The 24468-nt window shown below is 71.4% G+C and carries 21 protein-coding genes; 12 read left to right on the top strand and 9 right to left on the bottom strand.

Translation table 11 applies throughout. The annotated features are described in order from the left end of the window. Positions 1 to 13 precede the first annotated feature (13 nt). Positions 14 to 490, top strand: coding sequence for a Fe-S cluster assembly sulfur transfer protein SufU (gene sufU, locus ACIBMZ_RS11880; protein ID WP_396692822.1), 477 nt, complete (start codon positions 14 to 16; stop codon positions 488 to 490). Then, positions 487 to 888, top strand: coding sequence for a metal-sulfur cluster assembly factor (locus ACIBMZ_RS11875; RefSeq protein ID WP_396692820.1), 402 nt, complete (start codon positions 487 to 489; stop codon positions 886 to 888). The genes sufU and ACIBMZ_RS11875 overlap by 4 nt, the downstream gene beginning before the upstream one ends. 139 nt (positions 889 to 1027) lie before the next feature. Here the strand turns inward: ACIBMZ_RS11875 and ACIBMZ_RS11870 are convergent, their stop codons facing one another. Further along, positions 1028 to 2896 (bottom strand): S8 family peptidase, encoded by a 1869-nt coding sequence (locus tag ACIBMZ_RS11870; protein ID WP_396692818.1) that lies wholly within the window; start codon positions 2894 to 2896, stop codon positions 1028 to 1030. Positions 2897 to 3465: 569 nt separating this feature from the next. Between ACIBMZ_RS11870 and ACIBMZ_RS11865 the strand changes: the two genes are divergently transcribed. The 3 genes from ACIBMZ_RS11865 to ACIBMZ_RS11855 all read left to right on the top strand — a co-directional run bounded on the left by ACIBMZ_RS11865 (position 3466) and on the right by ACIBMZ_RS11855 (position 9088). Further along, positions 3466 to 4122 carry a LysE family transporter gene (locus tag ACIBMZ_RS11865; RefSeq protein ID WP_396692816.1) on the top strand — a complete coding sequence of 219 codons (657 nt, stop codon included), beginning with the start codon at positions 3466 to 3468 and terminating at the stop codon, positions 4120 to 4122. Positions 4123 to 4334: 212 nt separating this feature from the next. Further along, positions 4335 to 8042 carry a M12 family metallo-peptidase gene (locus ACIBMZ_RS11860; RefSeq protein ID WP_396692814.1) on the top strand — a complete coding sequence of 1236 codons (3708 nt, stop codon included), beginning with the start codon at positions 4335 to 4337 and terminating at the stop codon, positions 8040 to 8042. Positions 8043 to 8212: 170 nt separating this feature from the next. Then, entirely contained in the window at positions 8213 to 9088 is an 876-nt protein-coding gene (locus ACIBMZ_RS11855) for a sulfurtransferase (RefSeq protein WP_396692812.1), read from the top strand. A gap of 112 nt (positions 9089 to 9200) precedes the next feature. On the opposite strand, the gene ACIBMZ_RS11850 is transcribed toward ACIBMZ_RS11855, so the two are convergent. From ACIBMZ_RS11850 to ACIBMZ_RS11820, 7 genes are read right to left on the bottom strand one after another with little or no spacing between them, the layout of a single operon-like run. Beyond that, positions 9201 to 10685 carry a mannitol dehydrogenase family protein gene (locus ACIBMZ_RS11850; protein WP_396692810.1) on the bottom strand — a complete coding sequence of 495 codons (1485 nt, stop codon included), beginning with the start codon at positions 10683 to 10685 and terminating at the stop codon, positions 9201 to 9203. Continuing rightward, positions 10682 to 11617, bottom strand: coding sequence for a PfkB family carbohydrate kinase (locus ACIBMZ_RS11845; protein WP_396692808.1), 936 nt, complete (start codon positions 11615 to 11617; stop codon positions 10682 to 10684). Before ACIBMZ_RS11845 ends, ACIBMZ_RS11850 begins: the two co-directional genes overlap by 4 nt. After that, on the bottom strand, positions 11614 to 12165 hold the full coding sequence (locus tag ACIBMZ_RS11840; protein ID WP_396692806.1) for an SIS domain-containing protein: 552 nt from the start codon (positions 12163 to 12165) through the stop codon (positions 11614 to 11616). The genes ACIBMZ_RS11845 and ACIBMZ_RS11840 overlap by 4 nt, the downstream gene beginning before the upstream one ends. Continuing rightward, positions 12123 to 12770, bottom strand: coding sequence for an orotidine 5'-phosphate decarboxylase / HUMPS family protein (locus ACIBMZ_RS11835; RefSeq protein ID WP_396692804.1), 648 nt, complete (start codon positions 12768 to 12770; stop codon positions 12123 to 12125). Before ACIBMZ_RS11835 ends, ACIBMZ_RS11840 begins: the two co-directional genes overlap by 43 nt. Positions 12771 to 12773: 3 nt before the next feature. Next, a complete protein-coding gene (locus ACIBMZ_RS11830; protein WP_396692802.1) occupies positions 12774 to 13544 on the bottom strand; it encodes an ATP-binding cassette domain-containing protein in 771 nt (256 codons plus the stop codon). Continuing rightward, positions 13537 to 14562, bottom strand: a complete 1026-nt coding sequence (locus tag ACIBMZ_RS11825; protein WP_396692800.1) for an ABC transporter permease — start codon at positions 14560 to 14562, stop codon at positions 13537 to 13539. The genes ACIBMZ_RS11830 and ACIBMZ_RS11825 overlap by 8 nt, the downstream gene beginning before the upstream one ends. A gap of 41 nt (positions 14563 to 14603) precedes the next feature. Further along, the gene (locus ACIBMZ_RS11820; protein ID WP_396692798.1) at positions 14604 to 15587 is read right to left on the bottom strand and encodes an ABC transporter substrate-binding protein; all 984 of its coding nucleotides are present in this window, start codon (positions 15585 to 15587) and stop codon (positions 14604 to 14606) included. 274 nt (positions 15588 to 15861) lie between these two features. On the opposite strand from ACIBMZ_RS11820, the gene ACIBMZ_RS11815 reads away from it, so the two are divergent. The 3 genes from ACIBMZ_RS11815 to ACIBMZ_RS11805 all read left to right on the top strand — a co-directional run bounded on the left by ACIBMZ_RS11815 (position 15862) and on the right by ACIBMZ_RS11805 (position 18253). Next, positions 15862 to 16908: a LacI family DNA-binding transcriptional regulator gene (locus tag ACIBMZ_RS11815; protein ID WP_396692796.1), complete on the top strand. Its 1047-nt coding sequence runs from the start codon at positions 15862 to 15864 to the stop codon at positions 16906 to 16908. Continuing rightward, the gene (locus ACIBMZ_RS11810; protein ID WP_396692794.1) at positions 16889 to 17536 is read left to right on the top strand and encodes a nucleoside/nucleotide kinase family protein; all 648 of its coding nucleotides are present in this window, start codon (positions 16889 to 16891) and stop codon (positions 17534 to 17536) included. Before ACIBMZ_RS11815 ends, ACIBMZ_RS11810 begins: the two co-directional genes overlap by 20 nt. Before the next feature lie 69 nt (positions 17537 to 17605). Next, the gene (locus ACIBMZ_RS11805) at positions 17606 to 18253 is read left to right on the top strand and encodes an acVLRF1 family peptidyl-tRNA hydrolase (RefSeq protein WP_396692792.1); all 648 of its coding nucleotides are present in this window, start codon (positions 17606 to 17608) and stop codon (positions 18251 to 18253) included. 66 nt (positions 18254 to 18319) lie between these two features. Here ACIBMZ_RS11805 and ACIBMZ_RS11800 read toward each other — a convergent pair whose 3' ends face one another. Beyond that, complete coding sequence (locus ACIBMZ_RS11800) at positions 18320 to 19231, bottom strand: neutral zinc metallopeptidase (protein WP_396693496.1); 912 nt, start codon at positions 19229 to 19231, stop codon at positions 18320 to 18322. 230 nt (positions 19232 to 19461) lie between these two features. Between ACIBMZ_RS11800 and ACIBMZ_RS11795 the strand changes: the two genes are divergently transcribed. From ACIBMZ_RS11795 to ACIBMZ_RS11780, 4 genes are all read left to right on the top strand, one after another. Further along, complete coding sequence (locus ACIBMZ_RS11795) at positions 19462 to 21066, top strand: ABC-F family ATP-binding cassette domain-containing protein (RefSeq protein ID WP_396692790.1); 1605 nt, start codon at positions 19462 to 19464, stop codon at positions 21064 to 21066. Between the two features lie 273 nt (positions 21067 to 21339). Next, a complete protein-coding gene (locus ACIBMZ_RS11790; RefSeq protein ID WP_007072022.1) occupies positions 21340 to 21567 on the top strand; it encodes a helix-turn-helix domain-containing protein in 228 nt (75 codons plus the stop codon). A 46-nt stretch (positions 21568 to 21613) separates the two neighbouring features. Next, positions 21614 to 22381, top strand: coding sequence for an enoyl-CoA hydratase/isomerase family protein (locus tag ACIBMZ_RS11785; protein WP_396692786.1), 768 nt, complete (start codon positions 21614 to 21616; stop codon positions 22379 to 22381). Positions 22382 to 22491: 110 nt separating this feature from the next. Continuing rightward, a complete protein-coding gene (locus ACIBMZ_RS11780) occupies positions 22492 to 24468 on the top strand; it encodes an ABC transporter ATP-binding protein (RefSeq protein WP_396693494.1) in 1977 nt (658 codons plus the stop codon).

Here is a 24468-nt window from a genome sequence, read left to right as displayed (position 1 = left end):
GGAGGTCGGCCCGATGCAGCTTGAGTCGCTCTACCAGGAGATCATCCTGGATCACTACAAGCACCCGCACGGCCGTGGCCTGCGGGACGCCGCCGACCCGGCGGCGCAGGTCGGCGAGGCGCACCACGTCAACCCGACCTGCGGCGACGAGGTGACCGTCCGGGTGGCCACCGACGGCACCGTGCTGCACGACGTGTCGTACGACGGCATGGGCTGTTCGATCAGCCAGGCGTCGGCGAGCGTGCTGCACGAGTTGCTGACCGGTCGGGACACGGCGGCGGCGTTCGAGGTGCACGAGGCGTTCGTGGCGCTGTTGTCCAGCCGTGGCCAGGTCACGGCGGACGAGGAGGTACTCGGCGACGGGGTGGCGTTCGAGGGTGTCGCCCGCTATCCCGCCCGGGTCAAGTGCGCGCTGTTGCCGTGGATGGCGTTCAAGGACGCCGCGGCACGCGCCGGTGTGGGCGCGAGCCCGACGGAGGTGAAGGCATGACCGAGGAAACCAGCACGCCGGAGAACGGGGCCGTGGCCACCGAGGCTGCCTCGCCGGTCGCGGCGACCGGCGGCAAGGCCGCCGTCGCCGACATCGAGGAGGCGATGAAGGACGTCGTCGATCCGGAGTTGGGCATCAACGTGGTCGACCTGGGTCTGGTGTACGGCGTGCACGTCGACGACGACAACATCGCGACCCTGGACATGACGTTGACCTCGGCGGCCTGCCCGCTGACCGACGTGATCGAGGACCAGGCCCGCCAGGCGCTGACCACCGGTCCGGGGGGCGGCCTGGTCGGCGACATCCGGATCAACTGGGTCTGGTTGCCGCCGTGGGGGCCGGACAAGATCACCGACGAGGGGCGTGACCAGCTCCGCTCGCTCGGCTTCAACGTCTGAGCTGACGACACGGCGCCCGGAGCCCGGCTGTTGGCCGGGGACTCCGGGCGCCGTCGTGCGCGCGGTGGGTGTCCGGGGCGACGCGCGCCCCGGTCGCTCGCGACGGCGGACGGTGTGAGCCGCCCGCCGTCGCGTCAGGTCACAGGGTCAGCGTCCAACTGTCCAGGTAGCCGGTGTCGGCGCTGGCGGAGTCCTGGACCCGCAGCTTCCAGGCGCCGTCGGCGGCCTTGCCGGACAGGTCGCGGGTGTAGGTCTGGAAGATGTTGTCGGCGCTGCCGCCGGTGCGGTTGTGCAGCACGTAGGCGGTGCCGTCCGGGGCGATCAGCGAGACGGTCAGGTCACCGATCCAGGTGTGGAAGATGCGTACCTCGACGGTGCTGGTGGCACTGGCGGCGCGCCCGCACCCGTGGATCACGATGGTGCTCTCGATGGTGCTGTTGTCGTTGATCGGGTAGTCGGTGGCGTTGCCCTGGGTGCAGCCGGGCGGGCCGTTCACGGTGAGCGTGAAGGTGGCGCCCTGGGTGGTCTCCGGCCCGGTGCCGAGCACGGTCACCGTGTAGAGACCGGGCACGGTGCCGGCGTCGGCGCTCAGGGTCAGCGTGGCGGTGTCGCCGGAGGTGACGGTGGTCGGGCTGAAGCTCGCGGTCACTCCGGTCGGCAGGCCGCTGACGCTGAGTGCGACGCTGTGCGGCGTACCGACCGTGGTGGTGGTGCCGACCGTGGTCGTGGTCGAGTCGCCCGGGTCGACGGTGCCGCTGCCCGGGGCGAGGGTGAGGGCGAAGTCCTGGGTGGGCGGCACGATGTTGCCGGTGTAGAGCAGCTTGTTCGGCGAGCCGACGCCCGGGTTGGTGACCACGCCGTCGGTGGCGTCGGCGACCAGCAGGTCGCGGATCTGCTGCGGGCTGTAGCCGGGGTTGGCGGCCACGGCCAGGGCGGCGGCACCGGCCACGTGCGGGGCGGCCATCGAGGTGCCGTTGATGGTGTTGGTGGCGGTGTCGCTGCCGATCCAGGCCGAGGTGATCGCGCTGCCCGGGGCGAAGACGTCCACGCAGGTGCCGAAGTTGGAGTAGCTGGCGCGGGCGTCGGTGCTGGTGGTCGCGCCGACGGTGATCGCCTCCGGGGTGCTGGCCGGCGAGTAGTTGCAGGCGTTGGCGCTGCTGTTGCCGGCGGCGACCGCGTACACCACGCCGTCGGCGACGGACCGGGCGACCGCGTCGTTGGTGGCCTGGTCGCGGCCACCGCCGAGGCTCATGTTCGCCACCGCCGGCTCGCCCGGCTGGTGATCCGCGGTGACCCAGTCGATGCCGGCGATGACCTGCGCGTAGGTGCCGCCGCCGCCGTTGTCCAGCACCCGTACGCCGACCAGGGTCACGCCCTTGGCCACGCCGTACGCGGTGCCGCCGACCGTGCCGGCGACGTGGGTGCCGTGGCCGTTGCCGTCGTCGGCGCTGCCGCCGTCGATGGCGTCGAAGCCGGTGACGGCCCGCCCGCCGAAGTCGTTGTGGGAGAAGCGGATGCCGGTGTCGATGATGTACGCGGTGACTCCGGTGCCGTCGTTGGGGTAGGCGTAGCTGTTGTTCAGCGGCAGCGCCCGCTGGTCGATGCGGTCCAGGCCCCAGGACGGGGTGGGGGACTGGGTGTCGGCGATGCTGACGGTGCGGTTCTGCTGGACGTACTCGACGGACGGGTGGGCCGCCAGCCGCTTGGCCGCCCGCTCGGTCAGCCGGGCCTCGAATCCGCGCAGGGCGTCCCGGTAGGTGCGGGCGATGCTGCCGCCGTGCCGTTCGGCGAGGGTCTTGGCGGTGGCCCCGACCTGTGCCCGGCTGACCGCCGAGTCCTTGAGTACGACGATGTACGAGTCGGCGACGGCGGCGGCGTCGCCGGCGTGCACGATCGCACCCTCGGCGGGAGCGGCCTGGGCGGGCGCGGCGACCGCCACCAGGGTGAGTGTCGCCGCAGCGGTGAGGGCGAGGCGCCAGGGACGCCGGGACGGCTGGGAGAGGAGCATCTCCCGCCTCCTTTCGATGCGCAGCCGACCCGTTTGTGACGGGCCGACCGGTGACCGTGGAGCGGACTGACACAGATGGTAGGACCTCAACGCATCGATGTTGAGAGATATAATTCGCCCCGCGAATCGCGTAGCATGGTGGATTTCAGCATCCACGATCATGAATCATTTGGTCGAAACAAGCCGGAAACGTGGGCCATTGGTGGGAGGTGGGCGTTGTCCGTTGTGGATGCTCATAAACGTCCCGTGGTCAGGGCGAGTGTCGGCTGGCGAATCGGGTGTGTCCGCTACTGATCCACATGATTCGACCGGGAATGATTGTCGGACGGCAATTCGTTGCGGGGATGTTCGCAATTCGGTCCCATTGACGAGACGCGTGGACAGACAGCCTGCGGCTCGTCAACCGGGGCTCCGGTGGGAGCCGCGGTAAATGCGTGGCACCGGCCGCGCGTGGGGCGTAAGGATGGCGGCGTGCGGACGTACCCGATGATGCCCTGCCCGGTCGCCGTGCCCGTCGCCACGGGCCGACAGCCGGTCGCGCCCGGGTCCCCGCCACCCGACCCGCCGTCGTGACCGGCGCGTTCCTGGCCGGCGTGGTCGCCGGCTACGGCGTCGCCGTCCCGGTCGGTGCCATCGCGGTGCTCATCGTGGGGCTCACCGCGCGCACCTCGTTCCGGGTCGGTGCCTCCGCCGCGCTCGGGGTGGCCACCGCCGACGGCCTCTACGCCGCGGTCGCGGCGTTCGGCGGCGCGGTCGTGGTCGGCTGGCTCGCCCCGCTCGCCACACCGCTGCGGCTGGTCGCCGTCGCGGTGCTGCTCGCCCTCGCCGCGCACGGCGCGTGGCGGGCGCTGCGCACCGTCGGCCCGACCCGGCCGCCGCCGGGTGCCGACGGTGGTCCGGCCCCCGGTGCGGTGCGGCGCGGGCTGGACACCCCGCTGCGGGCGTACGTCGGGATCCTCGCGCTGACCCTGCTCAACCCGGCCACCGTCGTCTACTTCACCGCGTTGGTGCTCGGTCGCGGTGGCCGGGACGGTTCCGGGGCGGGCACGGCGGCGCTGTTCACCCTCGGGGTGTTCATGGCCTCGGCCAGTTGGCAACTCGTGGTCGCGGCCGGCGGCACGCTGCTCGGCCGAACGCTCACCGGCGCGCGGGGACGACTGGTCACCGCCCTGCTGTCGAGCGCCATCATCGCGGCACTCGCCGTCGCCCTGCTGCTCGGCGGTTGACCCTCCGGAACGGACCGTCGACAGTGTGACGATCTCGTGAAGGTCGCGTTGCGTCGAGCGTGGACGACCTTCTCCCAGAGGATCTTGCCCTGTTCGGCTGATGTTCGTCCTCCGCCGTCCGTCTAGGGTCTGCCCCATCCATCGATCATCCGCACTGCCCGTCGACCCGGACGGTGCGGTGGGTCGCACCCCCTCATCACCAGGGAGACGAGTTGAGGAGCTTCCTCACCCCTCGACCGGGCGGACGGTCCGGACACACCCGGTCACACCGACCCCGCCTGGCCGCCGCGCTGGCCGTGGCATTGGTGGCGACGATGTCACCGGTCCTGCTCACCTCCACCCCGGCCGCTGCCGCCCCGTCGGCCGACGGCCCGTGGCGCAAGGTGGACGGCACACCCGCCGCCACCAAGTCGGGCCGTCCGGCGGCCATCGAGGCGACGAGACTGGCCGCCTACACACTGGACCGGGCCGGCATGGCGCGCCTGCTGGAGAGGGCGCCGGCGGAGCAGCGCCGCGCGGCGGGCCAGCCGCAGCAGGTGGTGTCCCTGCCCGCTCCCGACGGCACGTTCCAGCGGTTCGCGCTGGTCGAGTCGCCGGTGATGGAGCCGGAGTTGGCCGCCGCCCACCCGGAGATCAGCACGTATGCCGGCACCGGCCTGGACGACCCGACCGCGACGATCCGGGCCGACCTCACCCCGCTGGGCTTCCACGCCTCCGTCCGGTCCGCCGACGGGGCCTGGTACATCGACCCGTACTACCACCGCGACCAGAGCCTGTACGCCAGCTACTTCGCCCGCGACCTGACGAACCAGAACGGTGAGTTCGTCGAGCGCGAGGACGTCGAGTCGGCGGCGCACCACCTGCACGACGAGATCGAGGAGGCGCACGACGAGCCGGTCGCCGGCCCGCTGGTGACCCTGCGCACCTACCGCCTCGCCTTCGTCACCGACCCGTCGTACGCCACCTTCTTCGGCGTGGAGAACGTGACCGCCGCGAAGGTCACGCTGATCAACCGGGTGAACCAGATCTACGAGGACGAGACCGCGATCCGGCTCGTCCTGGTCAACGACACCGAGAAGACGAACCTGAACACCCCGGCGTTGGCCACCGAGCCCAACGGCCCCTGCGGCAGCTCCGGCTGCTACACCCCGGCACAGCTCACCGGATGCAGCAGCGGTCTGCTCAACCGCAACCGGATCGTGCTCGGCCAACTCGTCGGCGCGGGCAACTACGACGTCGGCCACATCGGTCTCGGGCTCAGCGGCGGTGGCATCGCCGGTCTCGGCGTGGTCGGCGGCGACGGCAAGGCGCGCGGCTGCACCGGCCTGCCCAACCCGGTCGGCGACTACTTCGCGGTCGACTACGTGGCACACGAGATCGGGCACCAGTTCGCGGGCAACCACACCTTCAACGGCAACCAGTGGAACTGCTCGGGCGGCAACCGCAGCGCGGCCAACTCGTACGAGCCGGGCAGCGGCTCGTCGATCATGGCGTACGCGGGCATCTGCCAGCAGGACAACCTCCAGCCGCACACCGACCCGTACTGGTCGCACCGGACCTACACCGAGATCACGAACTACGTGACGTCGAACCGGCCGGCGATCAACGAGGTGCAGACCGTCTCGCTGCGCGACTTCGACACCGCCGGTGACTCGTTCACCCTCGGCTACGGGGACGCGACCTCGGCGCCGATCGTGCGCGGGGCCAACTACACCACCGCCGGGATCAAGGCCGCCATCGAGTCGATCGCGGGCTGGCCGGCGGGCGCGACGGTCACCGTGGCCGCCTTCGGGGGCAGCGGCACGCTCAACGACACCGGATTCCAGGTCACCTTCGGCGGCACCCTGGCCGCGACCAACGTGGCCCCGCTGACCCTGGGCGACCTCACCGGCGTCACCGGTTTCGTCGGCGAGACCGCCAAGGGCGGTGCCGTCGACAACGGCGGCCACCTGGTCGAGCAGACCACCAACCACGCCCCGGTGGTCACCGTGCCGGACGGCCTCACCATCCCGGTGCGTACGCCGTTCGCGCTCACCGGCAGCGCCACCGACGTCGACGGCGACACGCTCACCTACCTGTGGGAGCAGAACGACCGGGGCGGCAGCGCCGGTACCGCACTGATGAACAACACCAAGACCAACGGACCGCTGTTCCGGGTCTTCGGCGAACCGGCGTGGGTGTCGCCCGAGGACGCCCTGAAGTACCACTCACCGGGCCAGAACGCCGTCACCACCGACTCGACCCGGGTCTTCCCGGACCTCGCGCAGGTGCTGGTCGGCAACACCAACGCCCGGACGGGCGCCTGCCCGACCCCGCCGGCACCACCGGCCAGCGGCAGCGCCTCCAACGTCCCGCCGGAGATCCTGGACTGCTACTCGGAGTTCCTGCCCACCCGGGACTGGGTCGGTGTGAACAACGACCGGACCCTGAACTTCAAGCTCACCGCCCGGGACGGTCGGCCGGGCGGCGGCGGCATCGGCAGTGCCGACATCGCGCTGCGGCTGGCTCCGGACGCCGGACCGTTCCTGGTCACCTCGCAGGCGGAGGCCGCCGTGCTCGACGGTGGTACGTCCCAGACCGTCACCTGGGACGTCGCCGGGACCGACGCGGCACCGGTGAACGTGAGCCACGTGAAGATCACGCTCTCGGTCAACGGTGGCGACAGCTTCCCGTACGTGCTGGCCGAGAGCACGCCGAACACGGGTGGCGCGACGGTGACCCTGCCCAACGTGGCGACCGACGAGGCGCGGATCAGGATCGAGGCGGTCGACAACGTCTTCTTCGCCGTCAACGACGCCGAGTTCGGCGTCCGCTCCGCCCCCGAGGTGTCCACCGACGCCCCGACGGACGGCGTCGGCGTGCAGTACAGCGACGCGCTGGCGCCGACGGTGACGGTCCGGGCGACCGACGCCGACGGTGCCGGATCGGCGCTGACCGCGACCGCCACCGGCCTGCCCGCCGGTCTGGCGCTCACCGTGGCCGGCACCTCCGGGCCGGACACCCGTCCCGGCACCCGGAGCTGGACGGTCACCGGCACCACCTCGGCGGCCCCGGGCACGTACCCGGTCACCGTCACGGTGACCGACGGCACCGGGCTGGTCGGCAGCACCACGTTCACCGTCACCGTCGCCCCGGAGAACGCGGCCGTGACCTGGGCCGGGGACACCCTGGTCAGTACCGCGACCGCCGGTGCCGCCGGTCGCGTCCTGTTGCGGGCGGTGCTGCGGGACAGCTCCGTGCTGCCGTCGTCGGCCGACACCACCGGCGGTGACCTGCGGACCGCCACGGTGACCTTCACCGCGGGCGGGGCCGCGCTCTGCACCGCTCGCGTAGACCTGGTCGCCCCGGCCACCACCACCGGCACGGCGGCCTGCACGGCGACCCTGCCGGCGGGGGCGCACACGGTGACCGCCACGGTCGGTGGCAACTACACCGGGAACACCGCCGCCACGGTGACGGTCGCCCGTTCCGACGGTGGATTCCTCACCGGGGGCGGTCACCTGACCGTCACCCGGTCGGCCGGTACCCACCCGGCGGACCGGGCGTCGAAGGTGTCGGTGAACCTGAACGCGAAGCCGGCCACCGCGAAGAAGGCGGCGTCGGGCCACGCGGAGATCACGTACCGGTCCGGCGGCACCGACTACACGGTGCGGACCAGCGCGGTCGACGGTCTCGGCATCACCTCGGCCGGTAAGTTCGCGTCGCTGCGATACCAGGCCGCGCTCTACGACGGCCGGGGCAAGCTGGTGGCCGCCGGCCTGACCCTGGCCGTGACGGTGACCGACCGGGGTGCTCCCGGGCGGCACGACACCGTGGGGATCACCCTCTGGCAGGGCGGCACCCTGGTCTTCTCGTCCGACTGGACGGGAGCCGGGACCGGCGAGGTGGCGCTGACCGGCGGCAACCTCACCGTGCACTGAGCGGCGGGCAGGCCGGGCAGGTGCGTCCTGCCCGGCCTGCCGTCCGTCGATTGCCACCACCAGAACACCGGTGAGCTCCACCACTCGTCGGAATATCCGCAGGTCGGAGTCGTATTGTCGCGAAGGTAATCCCGATTGCCCAGATAGGAAATCCGGCGACAGGAGGACTCATGGCCAGCACCCTCGACCTGCCCACCCCGCTCGTGTCCACCGAGTGGCTCGCCCAGCACCTCGACCACCCGGACCTGCGGATCCTCGACGCGACCGTGCACCTGGCCCCGCCGAGTGAGGCCGGCCAGGACTGGTCCCAGACCTCCGGCCGCCCCGAGTACCTGACCGCCCACATCCCGTCGGCGGCGTTCGCCGACATCATCGACGACCTCTCCGAGCCGGACGGCGGCTGGTTCACCCGGCCCTCCCCGGAACGCTTCGCGGCGGCGGCGGGGCGACTCGGCATCGGCCCGGACACGGCGGTCGTGGTCTACGCGGCCAACGTCTTCTGGGCCACCCGGGTCTGGTGGCTGCTGCTCGCGAACGGCTTCGACAAGGTGGCCGTCCTGGACGGCGGATTCGGCAAGTGGACCGCCGAGGGCCGGCCGACCCGTGACGGCGAGGAGAGCTACCCGCCCGCGCAGTTCGTCGGTACGCCCCGTCCGGAGCTGTTCGCCGATCTGGACGAGGTCAAGCAGGTGGTGGAGAGCGGCAGCGGAGCCTGCCTGATCAACTCGCTGTCGCCGGAGGACCACCACGCCACCGAGACGATCAGCTACGCCCGCCCCGGTCGGATCCCGGGCAGCCGCAACGTCTTCGTCGCCGCCCTGCTCGACCCGACCGACGGGACCTTCCGGTCGGTGCCGGAACTGCGGGAGATCTTCCAGGAGGTGCAGGCCCAGCCGGGCCGGAAGGTCACCTACTGCGGCGGCGGCATCGCCGCCACCGGTGACGCCCTGGCGCTGCGCCTGATCGGGGAGACCGACGTGGCGGTGTACGACGGTTCGCTGCGCGAGTGGACCAGCGACCCGTCGCTGCCCGTCGAGGTCGGCTGAGCACGCCGCGCCGCCCGTACGCCTTCCGGCCCGCCACGCCGTCGCACTGGCGGGCCGGAAGGCTGTGTGGCGTCGTCTCGGACCCCGGCTCAGCGGGACGGTGTCGACAGGCTCAGCGAGACGGTGTCGCCACGATCTGCCGGAGGGCGGCCCGGACGCCGCCGGTCCGGATCAGACGCAGGGCCTCGACGTAGGCCTCGACGAACCGGGGGGAGTCCGCGAGGGTGCCGAAGAGCGACCGGTCCTCGATGAAGGTGGTCGGGGCGTCCCCGTTGCGCCGCGCGGCAGCCATCAGACCGTCCCGGCGCGGATCCACCACGTCGATCGGCCGGCCCTGTTCGTCGGTGCCTTCGGCGTACCGTGCCCAGGCCGCCACCACGGCGGCGCAGACGCCCACCGGCCCGCCGTCGGCGAGCTGCGCGGTCACCACCGGCAGCAGGAACTTCGGGATCCGGTCCGAGGTGTCGGCGCAGATCCGGGTCAGCGGATCCTGGATCTCCGGGTTGCCGAAGCGCTCGACGACGGTGCGGCCGTACGCCCGGAAGTCGACCCCGGCGATCGGCTTGAGCGTGGGTACCGCCTCCTCGTCGATGTAGCGCAGCAGCAGCGCCCGGACGTCCGGGTCGGTGATGGCCTCGTGCACGTACCGGTGCCCCAGCAGGAAGCCGAAGTAGCAGAGCGCCTGGTGCGTGCCGTTGGCCAGGCGCAGCTTCATCAGCTCGTACGGCTCGACGTCCCCGACGATGTCCACACCGACGTCCTCCAGCGGCGGACGGCCGGCGACGAAGGTGTCCTCCAGCACCCACTGGTGGAACGGCTCGGCGGTGACCGGCCACCGGTCCCGGTAGCCGAAGGTCCGCTCCAGGTAGGCCCGGTCGGCGTCCACCGTCGCCGGGGTCACCCGGTCCACCATGGAGTTCGGGAAGGAGACCTCCTGCTCCATCCACCGGGCCAGCTCGGGGTCCTTCATCCCGGCGAAGCCGAGGAACGCGGCGCGCGACACCTTGCCGTTCTCCTGGATGTTGTCGCAGGACATGACGGTCAAGCCGCCCAGGCCACGGTCCCGTCGCAGGCGCATCGCCTGGAGCACCAACCCGAACGGTGTCGCGTTCGGCACGTCGGCGTCCAGGTCCGCGCGGATCGGGGCGGAGTCACCGGTGAACTCGCCGGTCACCTGGTCGATCCCGTACCCACCCTCGGTGATGGTCAACGACACCACGCGGGTGGCCGGGTCGGCGATGCGCTCCACGACGCCGGTCGGGTCCTGAGGGGCGTACCCGGTGCTGAGCAGCGAGCCGATCACCCGGTTGCGCCGGCTGCCGTCCGGCTCCTTCACCGTCAGCGTGTAGAGGTGGTCCTGCGCGGCGAGCCGGTTGCGGGTGCCCTCGTCGGCGGGGCGGACGCCCACGCCGTGCACCGCCCAGTCCAGTCCCTGCCCCCGGCGCAGCAGTTCGTCGAGGTACATCGCCTGGTGCGAGCGGTGGAAGTGCCCGACACCGAAGTGCACGATCCCGCCGCGCAGTGCCGCCCGGTCGTACCGGGGCGCCTCGACCTCGGTGGGCAGCGAGGTCAGGCTCGCGTTGCTCAGTTCCCTCATCGCTCTTTCCGTTCTGTGGGCCGCAGCGCGGCCAGGTTGCCGCCGGAGATCCGGCAGATGTCGGCCGCGAGGTCCATCGCCTCGCGGGCCAGATCGCGCCACCGCGCCGCGTCCAGGTCGACGCCGTCCTCGGCGAAGCCGCACACCAGGCGGGCGAGGGTGGCGTCTCCCGCACCCATCGTGTCGACGACGGGTCCGGGTCGGTCCGGTACGGGTGCGGTCGCCACGACACCGTCGGCCGTGTGCACCGACACGCCGTCGGCGGCCCGGGTCAGCACCACCACCCGTACCCCCGATCGCAGCAGCTCGGCCACGAACTGCTCGGGGTCCTCGACGTGCAGGTCGGCGAGGTCCTGCAGGCTCAGCTTGACCACGTCGGCGACGGTGGCGAGCCGGCGGAGCCCCGACCGGTAGGCCGCGACATCGCGCACCAGCGTGGGCCGCACGTTGGGGTCGACCACGAAGGTCCGTCCGGTCCGGCGGACGACGTCGACGAGCGCCTGCACCTGGTCGAGGTCGTCCAGCGGGTACGAGTTGACCACCAGGACGGCCCCGCCGCCCATGGTCGCCACGTCCGCCGCCGTGTACGCGTACCGCCGATCGTGGATGGCCGCGGAGAACTCGTAGACCGGCTCTCCCGCCACCCGCCGGGACGTCGCCGTTCCGGTCGGCAGCGCGCAGGACAGCGGTACCAGGGTGACGTCCTCGGCGGTGACCGCCTCCCGCAACCAGTCGCCGAGGCCGTCGGCGGACACCGGTGACACCAGTGCCGCCGGTGTCCCGAGTCGCCGGACGCCGACGGCGAGGTTGAACCCGGCGCCGCCGGGGTGGCGGGCACGGGTGCCGTCCGCGTTCTCGATGACGTCGGCGAGCAGGTCGCCCACCACGACCACGCCGGACGGTGCTGTCCCGGCTCCAGTCGACGCGGTCACTGGAGATTGGTGTGGTTGTGGCTCATCGTGCCGGCCGGGTCCGGCAGCGCCCGCATCAGCTCCAGCACGACGGAGTCGAGCAGGATCAGTGCCGACTGCTCGAAGAGCGTGCCGCCGAACTGTCGGCTGGCGTCCGCCGGCAGGACGATCGAGCCGTCCGCGAGATCCCGTAGTGGGCTCTGACGTTGGTGGGTCACCAGCAGCACCTTCGCACCCTCCGACCGGGCGATCCGGGCGAAGCCGACGCTGACCGGGGTCCGCCCGCTGCCGGACACGATCACCAACGTGTCGCCCGAGCGCACCGACGGTGCGGTGGCCTCGCCGACGAAGTGCGCCGCCAGGCCGAGGTGCATGAATCGCATCGCGGCCATCTGTGCGGCGAGCCCGGAGCGGCCCTGCCCGGAGAGGAACAGTCGGCCGCCGGCCACGTCGTCGAAGCAGGAGACGAAGCGGTCGTACTCGTCGACGGGCAGCGCCGCGAGGACGGACCTCAGCTCGGTGCCGCTCAGGTGCCAGGAGTCGACAGGTCGACCTGTGCTCTGATCCATGCCGCTTCTCCTTCCGGGTCGGTGGCCTCGGTGACGCCCGAGCCGATCACGACGATGTCGGGGGCGACCGCCAGGGCGCGGGCGAGGTTGGCGCGTCCGATGCCGCCGGCCAGGGAGACGCGGAATCCGCGCGCCCGGCGTTGGGCCACCCGGTCGATGTGGTCCTCGGTGCCGAGGCCGGCCCGCCGGGTGTCGGACGGGGCGTGCAGGGCCAACCAGACGTCCTGTGGTGCCCGGCCGTCCAGCAGGGTCTCCGCGTCCAGTTCGCCGTCGAGGATGGTGTCGAGCACCACCTCCCGCCCGTACCGCCGGGCGACCTCGTCGGTGTCGCGGCGGGTGGCGGGGGAGGCGTGCGCGAGCACGGTCATCATGGCGGCCCCGGCGGCGAAGACCATCTCGGCCTCCAGGCGTCCGCCGTCGGCCGTCTTGGTGTCGGCGAGCACCGGTGTGTCCGCGCCGAGTTCCCGGACGGTGCTGATGGCGGCGAGCCCGAAGCGCTTGAGTACGGGCGTGCCGACCTCGATGAGGTCGAAGTACCGGCCGACGCGCGGGATGAGCGCGAAGTGCTCCGGCGCGTCGATGGCGAGTTGCAGTCGGATCGCCACGGCCTAGCCCTTCGGCTCGGGAGCGTGCAGACCGGTGATCACCTTCAGCAGCGAGTCCGGGGTGAACGACGACGTCGGCTCGTCGGCCACGACCCGGCCCAGGCGCAGCACGACGATGCGGTCGGTCACCTGGAGCACGTGCGGCAGCGTGTGCGAGATGAAGATGACGCCCAGACCGCGTTCCCGCGCTCCCGCGATCACCTTCAGCACCTCACCCGACTGTCGGGCACCGAGGTGGTTGGTGGGCTCGTCCAGGATGATCACCTTGCGTGCCCAGGCGACGGCACGGCCGATGGCCACGGCCTGCCGCTGCCCACCGGAGAGCTGGTTGACGTTGCGACGTACGCCGGTGGTCAGGCCGATCCCGGCCCGCTCCAACTCCTCGTGCGCGACCCGGGCCATCGCCTTGTTGTCGAGGAACCCGAGCTTGCCGAGCAGCCCCGGCCGTCGGCGTTCCCGTCCGAGGAAGACGTTGCCGCTGATGGTGAGGTCGGGGCAGAGGCCCGAGTCCTGGTACAGCGTCTCGATGCCCGCCTGGAGCGCGTCGTGCGGCGACTTCCACTCCTGCGGCACGCCGTCGAGATAGACGCTGCCGGTGTCCGGCCGGTGCGCGCCGGAGAGGACCTTCACCAGGGTCGACTTGCCGGCTCCGTTGTCGCCGACCAACCCGATGATCTCACCGGCCCGGACGGACAGGTTGACGTCGGTCAGCGCCCGGACGCTGCCGTAGGACTTGGTGACCTCGCGGGCCTCGTAGATGGGTGCGTCAGCCACGGCCGGCTCCCCTCCTGGTACGGACGTTGATCTGCTGGACGCCGACCGCCACCGCGATCAGGACGCCGATGACCACCTGCTGCCAGTTCGGTGCGACGCCGATCAGGATCAGGCCGCTCAGCACCGCCGTCGTGATGAGCGCGCCGAGCACGGTGCCGGACATCCGCCCGATGCCACCGGCCAGGCTGGTGCCGCCGATGACCGCCGCGGCGATCGCCGCCAGCTCCTGGCCCTGTCCCGAGGTGGGCGAGCCCGAGCCGAGCCGGAAGTAGACGAACACGCCGGCCAACCCGGCCAGCAACCCGGCCAGCATGTACACCTTCAACAGGTGCCGTTCGACGTTGATCCCGGCACCCCGGGCGGCGAAGCCGTTGGATCCCACCGCGTACGTCCAGCGGCCGAACCGGGTGAAGCTGAGCGTCAGCCACGCGACCGCCAGCACGGCGAGCACGACGATCAGTGGGATGGTCAGCAGGTTCAGGTACTGCGTGTTGCCGAGCCGGATCACCTCGGCGGGGCCGCCGGCGATCTGGACCCCGCCGGTCAGCACCAGGGTCAGCCCGGCGGCGGCGCCCATGGTGGCCAGCGTGGCGATGAACGGTGCCAACTTGGCCCGGGTGATGAGCAGCCCGTTGACCAGGCCGACCGCGAGACCGGTGGCGAGGGCCACCACCACGCCGACGGCGATCGTCGTGGCGGTGGCCGTGCCACCCTCGTTCAGGGATCTCATCGTCATCGCGCAGGCGACGCCGCTCAGCCCGAGCGTGGACCCGACCGACAGGTCGATGCCGCCGGTGATGATGACGTACGTCTGCCCGATCGCCAGCAGGATGACCGGGGCCCAGTCCTGCAGGATGTTGGCGAAGGCGAACCGGCTGAAGAACAGCGGGTTCATCGCCGTGAAGAAGACCACCATGACGACGAGGACGCCGAGCAGGATCACGTCCTGCCGCATCAGTGTCGCCAGCAGGCGGCTGCCGCGCGTCTCGCTCGCCGCCTGTGTGGTGTCGGCCGTCATGGCGCTCCTCCTCTGGAGATCCGCATTCCCCTGGTCGCCGGCTACTGGGTCGGGTACTGGTACTGCTCGGTCTCGGCCAGGTTGTCGTTGGTCATCACCACGTTCGTCATCACGACGTCCTTCTCGATGCCGTCGACGTTCTGGTCGCGGATCGTGTCCACCAGGTTCTGCAGGGCGAGCGCGGCCTGGTCGCCGGGCTTCTGCGCGACCAGGGCGCTGTAGATGCCGGCCTTGAGGTCGGCCACCTGGTTCTCGTACGCGTCGTAGCCGATGAGCTTGACCTGCTCGGCCTTGCCCGCGTTGCGCAGCGCGGCCACGGTGCCGGAGCCGGAGGTACCGTCCACGGCGAAGATGCCCTTGAGGTTCGGGTGCTTCAGCAGGATCGTGTTGACCGCGGAGGTCGCCCGGGCCGGCTGGCTGTTGGCGTACTCCTTGCCGACGAGGGTGATGCCCGGGTACTTCTTCAGCTCCTCGGTGAAGCCCTCTTCGCGGAGCTGGTTGGTGGTCGCCGTCGGCGAGCCGGACATCAGGAAGACCTCACCGGACTCCCCGATCTGCTCGGCCAGGGTCTGCGCCGCCTGCCGGCCGCCCTCGCGGTTGTCGCCGGTGATCGCCGAGGTGAGGTAGCTCTGGTCGGTGACCGTGGTGTCGACGGTCACGACCGGGATGTTCGCCGACTGCGCCTTGGTGACGCTGGGCTGTAGCGCGTCCGGGTCGGTGGGGACGAGGACGAGCCCGTCCACCCGCTGGGTGAGCATCGAGTCGACGAACGGGATCTGCGACTGCGGCGAGTACTCGTCGGGCGCGCCCTGCCACAGCAGCCTGATGCCCAGCTCCTGTGCCTTCGCCTCGGCACCGACCTGCATGGCCTTGAAGAACGGGTCGGAGGCGATGCCCGGGACGAACCCGATGGTGAGCTGCCCCTCGCCGCCGTCCCCGGCGGAGTCGTTCCCACAGGCGGCCACCGAGAAGGCGAGCGTGCCGGCCATGGCTACACCGATAACTGTCCGGAATGTCCTCTTCATGCCACCAGATCCTTGTCGACTAGTCAGACCAACCTCAGGGGAGTTCCGCCTCCCGTAGTCCTGCCGGGCCGTGTCGCGCCGTCGGACATCCCCACCAGCGCTCCGATGGATGCGCAACCGCTTGCGCACCTCGAAGATGGCGGAACTTTACCCCCGCGCAACCGCTTGCGCAAGGGCTTGCTTTTGGCTAGATTGAGCTCCTTCTCGCCGTGGTCCCCGCAGTCGCGGGGCCGGTCGCGAGCCGGGGGAAAGGGTGCAAAACGACGTGGCGACGATGGCCGAGGTAGCGCGGATCGCCGGGGTGTCGACGACGACCGTGTCCCATGTGCTCAACAAGACACGCAAGGTCGCCCCGGAGACCGAGGAACTCGTGCGCAAGGCGTTGGAGTCGACCGGCTACCGGCACAACCTCGCCGCCCGGGCCCTGGCCACCCAGTCCACGGACACCATCGGGCTGGCGATGTCCGTGGTCACCAACCCGTACTTCGCCGCGCTCATCCGGGACATCGAGCGGCACCTGCGCCGGGCCGGGTACACCCTGATCCTGGCCGACACCAACGACGACCCCGAGGTCGAGTTGGACGTCATCAACCACCTGCTGGCCCGGCGGGTGAGCGGCCTCATCGTGAATCCGCTCGAAGGCAACAGCGAACTCACCCAGTGCCTGCGGAAGCTGCTCGACGATCAGTTGCCGACCATCTTCCTCGACCGCCGGTCGGCGCTTCCGGGCGACCAGGTGTACTCCGAGTGCCTGGACTCGATCCATCACCTCACCGCCCACCTGGCGGCCCAGGGGCACCACCGGATCGGCTACGTGCGGGGTGCCGTGCGGGAGATGTCGGCCCAGGACCGGCTCGCCGGCTACCACCGGGCCGTCGCCGAGTTGGGGCTGGCGGACGATCCGAGTCTGGTCATCGCCGGTGAGTCCGACGAACGCGTCACCGAGCAGCGTCTCCTCGAACACCTCGCCTCGGACGGTCCGGCCACCGCCCTGGTCGTCTCGAACAACCAGATGACCCTCGGCGCGCTGCGCGCCATCCGGCGTGCCGGGCTGAAGGTGCCCCACGACATCGCCCTGGTCTGCTACGACGACTTCGAGTGGGCCGACCTGTTCGACCCGCAGATCTCGGCGATGGCGCAGGACGCCGCCCGGCTCGCCTCGACCGCCGTGGAACTCCTGCTCGCCCGGATCCGGCGACCGGACCGGGTGCCGCAGTCCGTGGTGGTGCCGGCCACCTTCCGGCACCGCGACTCGTGCGGATGCGGACGCGGCACCCACCCGGCACCGGGGAGCGTGGACAGTGTCCTGGCCGCCGGCTGACACGCTCACGCTCGCCGAACTCGCCGACCGCGCCCGGGCGATGTCGGCGGGTGCCGACCGGACGCTCATCGGCATCGTCGGTCCGCCCGGCGCCGGCAAGAGCACCGTCGCGGAGGCCCTCGTCCGGCTGCTCGGTCCGGACGCCGTCCTGGTGCCGATGGACGGCTTCCACCTGAGCAACGAGGTCCTCGCCGCACTCGGCCGCGCCGACCGCAAGGGCGCTGCGGACACCTTCGACGCGGACGGCTACCTCGCCCTGCTCCGCCGACTACGCGACCAGACCGACGAGGTCGTCTACGCGCCGACTTTCCGCCGCGACATCGAGGAGCCGATCGGTTCCAGCATCCCGGTGCCCCGCACCACCCCGATCGTCGTCACCGAGGGCAACTACCTGCTGCTCGACTCCCATCCGTGGAAGTTCGTCCGCGACCTGCTCGACACCACCTGGTATCTGGAGGTGGCCGAAGAGGTACGCCTCGACCGGCTCGTCGCCCGCCACGTCGCCTTCGGCAAGACGCCCGACGCGGCCCGGGCCTGGGCGAAGGGCAGCGACCAGGCCAATGCGGCCGTCATCGCCGAGTCGAGCCGCTCCGCCGACCTGCTGGTCCACCTCGCGGCGAGCGACTGAGGGGCCCGCCGCCACCTGTCCCCGCCCGGCGGTGCCGTCCCGCCCGCCCGCCTGCCGTAAGGTCGGGTGATGAGCAGCCGACCCGCCGCCGGGGGAGGCCGGTGGGTCGAGGTCGACCCGGCCCGGACCGAACGCTGGGTGGCCGGCTTCGCCGACCGGCACGGCCCGTTCGCCGCCACCGCACAGGAGTACGGACTCCTGCTCGCCGCCCCGGACGGTGCCACCGCCGAACTGCACACCCCACCGGGCGCGCCGGTCACCGCCGACCTGGAAACCTTCGTCGCGGAGGCCGTCGTACCCCGCCGGATCGGACTGCTGCTGGCGCGCAAGGGCGCGGTGGCGGTCGGCGTCGCGGAGGGGGAGGAGCTGCCGGTACACAAGGTCGACACGCGGTACGTGCAGGGGCGTACCGCGGCCGGTGGCTGGTCGCAGCAGCGGTTCGCCCGGCGGCGCGACAACCAGGCCAAGGCCGCGCTCGCCGACGCGGTCGACCTGGCGGTCCGCCTGCTGCTGCCACAGGCAGAGCGGCTGGACGCGGTGGTGGCCGGTGGCGACCGGCGGGCCGTGGACACCGTGCTGGCCGACCGTCGGCTCACCGCACTCGCCGCGCTGCGCGCCGACCGGCTGCTCGACGTACCCGAGCCTCGGTATGCGGTGCTGCTGGCCGCGACCGCCGCCGCCCGCGCCGTGCACATCCTGATCCGCGACCCCGACTGAGCGGCACGGACCGGCCCCGGTCGACGCCTCCGACGAAGGGCGTCGACCGGGGCGGTCCGCACCGCGTCAGATCGCGCCGCTGAAGGTGTCGCAGGAGGCCGGGGTGCCGGATTCGTAGCCGCGGCTGAACCAGCGCTTGCGGTCCGCCGAGGAGCCGTGCGTGAACTCCTCCGGGTTCACCGGTCGGTCGGCGCGCCGGGAGATGGCGTCGTCGCCGATGGCCTCGGCGGTGTCGATGGCCTCGGCGATGTCCTGCTCGGTGATGCTGTTGAAGATCTTCTGGCCGCGATCGTCGGCGGTGCCGGTGGCGTTCTTGGCCCAGGCGCCGGCGAAGCAGTCGGCCTGCAACTCCAGGCGCACCGACAGGTCGTTGGCGTTGCCGGGGTCGCGCTGCTGCTGGCGGCGGACCTGCTCGTTGGTGCCGAGCAGGTTCTGCACGTGGTGGCCGTACTCGTGGGCCAACACGTACGGCTGGGCGAACTCACCGGTGGCGCCGAGCTGCGTGGCGAGCACCTCGTAGAAGGAGAGGTCGATGTAGACCAGCGAGTCGGCCGGGCAGTAGAACGGGCCGACGCCCGAGTCGGCCTGACCGCAGGCGGTGCTGACGGCCTGGTCGAAGAAGACGGTACGGGTCGGCCGGTACTGCTCGCCGAACGCCTCGGGCAGGGCGGTGCGCCAGTACGCCTGGATCGAGTTGACGTAGAGGTTGTTGCGGCAGTCGAGCTGCTCCAGCGCGTCCGGGGCCTCGCAGCGCTGCTCCAACGCGGTGTTGTCGCCCTGCTCGCCGCCGCCGGTCATGGCGTTCAGTCCGAAGCCGCCACCGACCAGCGCCACCAGCACGGCGATGACGAGCCCGACGATGCCGCCGCGGCCACCGCCGATCGGGATGGGGATGCCCAGCCCGCCGCCGCCTCCACCGCCGCCTCGCCGGTCCTCCACCTGGCTGGTGTCGATCCGCGCGTTCTCGTTCAGCTCCATCATGACCCCGATCAGTCGGTGGCTCGCGGGCCGGAACCGTTCCGGACGGCGAATCGGTACCCGACGATCTTGCTCGGTAATCCGCGTTCGCCGTTCACCGGGGCCCGGTACAATCGAGCCGTGCTGCTCTGCGAAGGCTGAACGCCCCGCGCCGACGGGTCACCATGATCCGCCGGCGCTTTCGTGTGCCCTGAGTCAGCCCTGCGGATCCCGAGAGCGAGTACCCCGACATGATCACTGCCAGCGGCCTGGAACTGCGCGCCGGTGCCCGGATCCTGCTGTCCGACACCACGCTGCGGGTGCAGCCGGGGGACCGGATCGGCCTGGTCGGCCGCAACGGCGCCGGCAAGACCACCACGCTGAAGGTGCTGGCCGGTGAGGGCCAGCCGTACGCCGGGCAGGTCGACCGGCGCAGCCCCGTCGGCTATCTGCCGCAGGACCCCCGTACCGGCGACCTGGAGGTCACCGGCCGCGACCGGGTGCTCTCCGCGCGGGGCCTGGACACCCTGATGGCCGGGATGAAGGACCTGGAGGCGAAGCTCGCCGACGGCGGTGACGAGAAGCTGGTCCGTCGGTACGGCGCGCTGGAGGACCAGTTCGCCGCGCTCGGCGGGTACGCGGCCGAGGCCGAGGCGGCGCGCATCTGCGCCAACCTGGGGCTGCCCGACCGGGCCCTGGCCCAGACCATCGGCACCCTCTCCGGTGGTCAGCGTCGTCGCATCGAGCTGGCCCGGATCCTGTTCCGGGACGCGGGCGACAACGGTGGCGGCATCCTGCTGCTCGACGAGCCCACCAACCACCTCGACGCCGACTCGATCACCTGGCTGCGCGGCTTCCTGGCCAACCACAAGGGCGGTCTGGTGGTCATCTCGCACGACGGTGACCTGCTGGAATCGGTGGTCAACAAGGTCTGGTTCCTGGACGCCACCCGTTCCGTGGTCGACGTCTACAACCTGGGCTGGAAGGCGTACCTGGAGGCGCGGGAGACCGACGAGCGGCGACGCCGCCGGGAGCGGGCCAACGCCGAGAAGAAGGCCGGCGCGCTGATGGCCCAGGCGGACAAGATGCGGGCGAAGGCCACCAAGACGGTGGCCGCGCAGAACATGGCCCGCCGGGCCGAGCGCCTGATGTCGGGTCTGGAGGAGGTCCGGGTCGCCGACAAGGTGGCCAAGGTGCGGTTCCCGGCCCCGGCGGCGTGCGGCAAGACTCCGCTGACCGCGAACAGCCTGTCCAAGTCGTACGGGTCGCTGGAGATCTTCACCGACGTCGACGTGGCGGTGGACCGGGGTTCCCGGGTGGCCATCCTGGGGCTCAACGGCGCCGGCAAGACCACGCTGCTGCGGATGCTCGGCGGGTTGCTCAAGCCGGACACCGGCGAGGTACGGCCCGGGCACGGGCTGCGGCTGGGCTACTACGCGCAGGAGCACGAGACGCTCGACGTCGGGCGGACCGTGCTGGAGAACATGCGGGCCGCCTCGATCGAGCAGACCGACACGGAACTGCGCAAGATCCTCGGTGCGTTCCTCTTCTCCGGTGAGGACGTGGACAAGCCCGCCGGGGTGCTCTCCGGTGGCGAGAAGACCCGGTTGGCGCTGGCGACCCTGGTCTGCTCCGGCGCGAACGTGCTGCTGCTGGACGAGCCGACCAACAACCTCGACCCGGTCAGCCGGGAGCAGGTGCTCGACGCGATCGCCCGGTACCCGGGGGCGATCGTCCTGGTCACCCACGACCCGGGCGCGGTGTTGGCGCTCAAGCCGGACCGGGCCATCCTGCTGCCCGACGGCGACGAGGACGCCTGGAGCGACGACCTGCTGGAACTGGTCGAACTGGCCTGACCGGATGCAAGGAAGGGCACCCTGCTAACGCCCGGTGTATAGGAGGGGTCCCTTCCTAACCCACACCGGGTCAGCGGGCGAGGGCGCGGTCGTCGAGGGCCGGTCCGGTGTGCCGGCACGCTCTCGGGTGCCGACTGTCGTCACCTATCGGGAAGCTGACATTGCATAGCGTGTCGGTTGGCGAATAGTTGATATCTGGCGCATGATCGTTCGAGGCGGTCTAATAGGTGGGACCGTATCCGAACCGCACAGTCTGGGACGTGAGGACACAGCATGGCAGCCACTGGCACAGCCACCAGCACTGAGAAGGGTCGCCGGATCGTCGGAGCCGAGCGTCAGACGCTCGCCAAGGACCTCGTCAAGCGGTACACCGGAGGAGAGAGCATCCGTGCTCTCGCGGCCTCGACCGGCCGATCCTACGGGTTCATCCACCGCGTGCTCACCGAGTCCGGGGTGCAGCTGCGGCAGCGCGGCGGCGCCCGGCGCCGCAAGAAGGCGTGACCCGCCCGTCAGCGTCGTACACCACCACCGCGACCCGGGCCGCCCGGTGACCACCGAGGCGACCGGGGTCCGGCTGGAGTGTGACGGGCCGATCGCCACGGTCACCCTGTGTCGGCCCGACGTGCTCAACGCGCAGACCCCGTCGATGTGGCGCGCGATGAGCGATTTCTCCCGGGACCTGCCCGGTGACGTACGTGTCGTGGTCGTCCGGGGTGAGGGGCGGGCGTTCTCCGCCGGCCTCGACCTGGCGGTCGTGGGCGCCACCGGGCCGGGATCGTTCGCCGAGCTGGCTGCGCTGCCGGAGGCGGAGTGCGCCGACCGGATCGCCGCCCTGCAGGGCGGCTTCACCTGGCTGCACCGTCCGGACGTCATCTCCGTCGCGGCCGTGCAGGGGCATGCCATCGGTGCCGGGTTCCAGCTCGCCCTCGCCTGCGACCTGCGGGTGCTGGCGCAGGACGCGAAGCTGTCCATGGCCGAGGTGACGCTGGGCCTGGTCCCGGACCTGGCCGGCACGAAGCGCCTGGTGGAGTTGGTCGGCTACGCCCGTGCGCTGGAGATCTGCACCACCGCCCGGCGGATGGACGCCGCCGAGGCGGACCGGCTCGGCCTGGCCACCCTGGTGGTGCCGAACGCGGAGCTGGACGACGCGGTGCGCGACCTCACCGCCGGGTTGGTGGCGCACCAGCGTGACGCGGTGGTGGAGATCAAGGCGCTGCTCGCCGGTGCGTCCGGGCGGACGCACGCCGAGCAGCAGCGGGCCGAGCGGGAGGCACAGACCCGACGGATCCGCGATCTCGCCGGGTACGCAGAATAGTAAGGACCGTTCGGGAAGATCCGGGTTACTCACGAGGTTGTCGTAGCTGTCGGGAGAATTGACCCGACGGCGTACTGAGGCCCTTCCCGGAGGTGTGTGTGTCCAACCCGATGGCCGCCGGCGGCATGGGCGGTTGGAGCATGCTGCGATCGATGCGTAACGGTGACGAGATCTCCAGTCACCGGTTGCAGCGCGGGGTGGCCCAGCGGATCGTGGCGTTCGCCCGGCCGTACCGGCGCGACATCGTCGTGTTCCTGCTGACCGTGATCGTCGCGGCGGTGATCGGGGTGGCCACCCCGTTGCTCGCCGGTCAGGTCATCGACGCGATCACCCGGGGCGGCTCCGAGGCCGGCGCGCTGGTGATCCGGTTGGCGTTCTTCATCGCCGGCCTGGCCGTCGCCGACGCGATGCTCTCCCTCGCGCAGCGCTGGTATTCGGCGCGCATCGGCGAGGGCATCATCCTCGACCTGCGTACCCGGGTCTACGACCACGTGCAGCGGATGCCGTTGCAGTTCTTCACCCGCACCCAGACCGGTGCGCTGGTCAGCCGGCTCAACAACGACGTGATGGGGGCCCAGCGGGCCTTCACCTCGACGCTCTCCGGCGTGGTCAGCAACGTGATCCAACTGCTGCTCACCGCCGCCGTGATGCTCACCCTCTCCTGGCAGATCACCGCGTTGTCGCTGGTGCTGCTGCCGGTGTTCATCATCCCGGCCCGCCGGGTGGGCCGGCGGCTGGCCGAGATCACCCGCGAGTCGTACAACCTCGACGCCAAGATGAACGCGACCATGACCGAGCGGTTCGGGGTCGCGGGCGCGCTGCTGGTGAAGCTCTTCGGCCGTCCCGACGCCGAGGCCGGCCGGTTCGCCGCCCGCGCCGAGCGGGTCCGGGACATCGGCATCACCTCCGCGATGTACTCGCGGACGTTCTTCGTGGCGATGCTGCTGGTCGCCTCGCTGGCCCAGGCGCTCACCTACGGGCTCGGCGGATGGCTGGCGGTCACCGGCGAGGTCAGCGCCGGTACGGTCGTGACGCTCGCGTTGCTGCTCACCCGGCTCTACGGTCCGCTCACCGCGCTGAGCAACGTCCGGGTCGACGTGATGAGCGCGCTGGTCTCGTTCGACCGGGTCTTCGAGGTGCTCGACCTGGACCCGGCGATCAAGGAGCGGCCCGACGCCGTCCCGGTGCCCCGCGACGCCGGCCGGGTCGAGTTCCGCGACGTGCGCTTCCGCTACCCGAGCGCCGCCGAGATCTCCCTCGCGTCGCTGGAGGAGGTCGCCACGCTGGACCGTACGGTCAACGAACCGGTGCTCAAGGGCGTCTCCTTCCGGGTCGAGCCCGGGCAGATGGTCGCCCTGGTCGGGCCCTCCGGCGCGGGCAAGTCCACGCTGTCCATGCTGATCTCCCGCATCTACGACGTCAGCGACGGTCAGGTGCTGGTCGGCGACGTCGACGTACGCGACGCCACCCTCGACTCGCTGCGGGACGAGATCGGTGTGGTCACCCAGGACTCGCACCTGTTCCACGAGACGATCGCCGAGAACCTGCGCTACGCCAAGCCGGACGCCACCGACGACGAGCTGTGGGCGGCACTGGCCGGCGCGCAGGTCGCCGACCTGGTCCGGGCGCTGCCCGACGGGCTGGACACCACCGTCGGCGAGCGCGGCTACCGCTTCTCCGGCGGCGAGAAGCAGCGCATCGCGATCGCCCGGCTGCTGCTCAAGGCACCGTCGATCGTGATCCTCGACGAGGCGACCGCGCACCTCGACTCGGAGAGCGAGGCGGCGGTGCAGCGGGCGCTGGCGGTGGCGCTGACCGGGCGTACCGCGTTGGTCATCGCGCACCGGCTCTCCACGGTCCGCGACGCCGACCAGATCCTCGTCCTCGACGAGGGCCGCATCGTCGAGCGTGGGCGGCACGACGAGCTGGTCGCCGTCGGTGGCCTCTACGCCGAGCTGTACCGCACCCAGTTCGCGGTCGCCGACTCGCCGACCCCGCACACCGACCAGGCCATGATGGAGCCGGTGATCATCCCGTCGCGGGAGTACCTCGCGGACGAGGCGCTGCCGCCCGCCGCCGCCAACTGA

Origin of the sequence: Micromonospora sp. NPDC049900, from assembly GCF_044461025.1 — a bacterium.
Taxonomy (GTDB): domain Bacteria; phylum Actinomycetota; class Actinomycetes; order Mycobacteriales; family Micromonosporaceae; genus Micromonospora.
Note: the sequence above shows the minus strand (reverse complement) of the source record. Positions and strands in the feature narration are given on the sequence as shown.

Coding starts and splice junctions, on each gene's coding strand:
- sufU (WP_396692822.1), top strand. CDS start 14: ATGCAGCTTGAGTCGCTCTACCAGGAGATCATCCTGGATCACTACAAG.
- ACIBMZ_RS11875 (WP_396692820.1), top strand. CDS start 487: ATGACCGAGGAAACCAGCACGCCGGAGAACGGGGCCGTGGCCACCGAG.
- ACIBMZ_RS11870 (WP_396692818.1), bottom strand. CDS start 2,896: ATGCTCCTCTCCCAGCCGTCCCGGCGTCCCTGGCGCCTCGCCCTCACC.
- ACIBMZ_RS11855 (WP_396692812.1), top strand. CDS start 8,213: ATGGCCAGCACCCTCGACCTGCCCACCCCGCTCGTGTCCACCGAGTGG.
- ACIBMZ_RS11850 (WP_396692810.1), bottom strand. CDS start 10,685: ATGAGGGAACTGAGCAACGCGAGCCTGACCTCGCTGCCCACCGAGGTC.
- ACIBMZ_RS11840 (WP_396692806.1), bottom strand. CDS start 12,165: ATGGATCAGAGCACAGGTCGACCTGTCGACTCCTGGCACCTGAGCGGC.
- ACIBMZ_RS11825 (WP_396692800.1), bottom strand. CDS start 14,562: ATGACGGCCGACACCACACAGGCGGCGAGCGAGACGCGCGGCAGCCGC.
- ACIBMZ_RS11820 (WP_396692798.1), bottom strand. CDS start 15,587: ATGAAGAGGACATTCCGGACAGTTATCGGTGTAGCCATGGCCGGCACG.
- ACIBMZ_RS11815 (WP_396692796.1), top strand. CDS start 15,862: ATGGCCGAGGTAGCGCGGATCGCCGGGGTGTCGACGACGACCGTGTCC.
- ACIBMZ_RS11805 (WP_396692792.1), top strand. CDS start 17,606: ATGAGCAGCCGACCCGCCGCCGGGGGAGGCCGGTGGGTCGAGGTCGAC.
- ACIBMZ_RS11800 (WP_396693496.1), bottom strand. CDS start 19,231: ATGGAGCTGAACGAGAACGCGCGGATCGACACCAGCCAGGTGGAGGAC.
- ACIBMZ_RS11795 (WP_396692790.1), top strand. CDS start 19,462: ATGATCACTGCCAGCGGCCTGGAACTGCGCGCCGGTGCCCGGATCCTG.
- ACIBMZ_RS11790 (WP_007072022.1), top strand. CDS start 21,340: ATGGCAGCCACTGGCACAGCCACCAGCACTGAGAAGGGTCGCCGGATC.
- ACIBMZ_RS11780 (WP_396693494.1), top strand. CDS start 22,492: ATGGCCGCCGGCGGCATGGGCGGTTGGAGCATGCTGCGATCGATGCGT.